The sequence below is a fragment of the Streptomyces anandii JCM 4720 genome, from assembly GCF_014650655.1.
Lineage (GTDB): Bacteria > Actinomycetota > Actinomycetes > Streptomycetales > Streptomycetaceae > Streptomyces > Streptomyces anandii.
The window spans coordinates 14,509-16,374 of record NZ_BMVJ01000039.1 but is presented as its reverse complement, the minus strand read 5'-3'; the positions used below and the strand labels follow the sequence as shown (position 1 = coordinate 16,374).

General features: G+C 72.3%; 1 protein-coding gene. It reads right to left on the bottom strand.

The features are described 5' to 3' along the window. Window positions 1–160: 160 nt before the first annotated feature. Window positions 161–1,866, bottom strand: a 1,706-nt coding sequence (locus IE249_RS34505) for a PTS fructose transporter subunit IIC (RefSeq protein ID WP_229859942.1), incomplete at its 5' end; no start/stop codon positions are given.

Here is a 1,866-nt window from a genome sequence, read left to right as displayed (position 1 = left end):
GACGATCAGCGCGGCGGGGACGGCCACACCGAACCACATGAGAAGCGAGACGTGCTGAGGCATGTCTTCCAGTAGACACCACGGTCCGGGGCCGAAACCCCGGACCGTGACGTATCTCGCATGTGCCGTGAACAACTCACAGCGCCCTAAAGGGACAAGGTCACGCGGCCACCGGCTGCTTGCGGTCGGCCGACGCCATCTGCGCGTTCGCGCCCGCCTCGGGCGCCGCCGCGCCGGGTGCCGCCTTGCGCAGCGTCTTGAGGGCGACCACGAGGGCCGTGGTGACGCACACGCCCGCCGCGATGGCGATCAGGTAGAGGAACGGGTTGCCGATCAGCGGGACGACGAAGATGCCGCCGTGCGGGGCGCGCAGCGTGGCGCCGAAGGCCATCGACAGCGCGCCGGTGACCGCGCCGCCCGCCATCGCCGAGGGGATGACCCGCAGCGGGTCGGCCGCGGCGAACGGGATCGCGCCCTCGGAGATGAAGGAGGCGCCCAGGACCCAGGCGGCCTTGCCGTTCTCCCGCTCGGTCTGCGTGAACAGCCGCCCGCGCACGGTGGTGGCGAGCGCCATCGCCAGCGGCGGCACCATGCCGGCCGCCATCACCGCGGCCATGATCTTCATCGTCGAGTCGCCCGGGTTGGAGACCGCGATGCCGGCGGTGGCGAAGGTGTAGGCGACCTTGTTGACCGGACCGCCGAGGTCGAAGCACATCATCAGGCCGAGCAGGGCGCCGAGCAGGACGGCGTTGGTTCCGGTCAGGCCGTTCAGCCAGTCGGTCATGCCCTTCTGCGCGGAGGCGATCGGCTTGCCGATGACGACGAACATCAGGAACCCGACCACCGCCGAGGAGATCAGCGGGATCACCACCACCGGCATGATGCCGCGCAACGCCTGCGGGATGCGCACCTTCTGGATGGCCATGACCACGCCGCCGGCGATCAGACCGGCCGCCAGGCCGCCGAGGAAGCCCGCGTTGATGGTCAGGGCGATCGAACCGCCGACGAAGCCGGGGACGAGTCCTGGACGGTCGGCCATGCCGTACGCGATGTAGCCGGCCAGGACCGGGACCAGGAAGGCGAAGGCGACGCCGCCGATCTGGAACAGCAGGGCGGCCCAGCTGTCGGTCTGGGTCCACACGAAGTGGTCCATCACCGACGGAGCCTTATTGATCTTGTAGCCGCCGAGGGCGAAGCCGAGCGCGATCAGCAGGCCGCCCGCCGCGACGAACGGCACCATGTAACTCACACCGGACATCAGCCACTTGCGCAGCTTCGTGCCGTAGCCCTCGCCCGCCTCACCGGCCCGCTCGACCGGGGTCGGCGCCGCGCCGGAGGTCGCCTCGCCGCGCGCGGCCTTTCCGCGCACCTCGGTGATCAGCTCGCCGGGCCGGTTGATGCCCGCCTTCACACCGACGTCGACGGTCGGCTTCCCGGCGAAGCGCTCCTTGTCCCGTACGGGGACGTCGTGCGCGAAGATCACGCCGTCCGCCGCCGCGATCACCGCCGGGTCGAGCCGGGTGAAGCCGGCCGAGCCCTGCGTCTCGACGACCACCTCGACGCCCGCCTCGCGGCCGGCGTTCTCCAGGGACTCGGCGGCCATGTAGGTGTGCGCGATGCCCGTGGGGCAGGAGGTGACGGCGACGATGCGGAACGGCGGCCGGTCCGCCCCGCCCGATGCGGCCGCCGGGGCCGTGGTGTCCGCCGCGGCGCCGGCGGAGGCCGCCACCGGCGTCGCGGCGGAGTCTTCGGAGGAGGGGGCGGAGTCTTCGGGGGACTGGGCAGAGGCGGGAGCCGAGGCGGAGGCGGAGGCGGGGGCGGCCCCGGTCCGCTCGGCGGCCGGCGCCTGCTCCGGGGCTTCCGCGT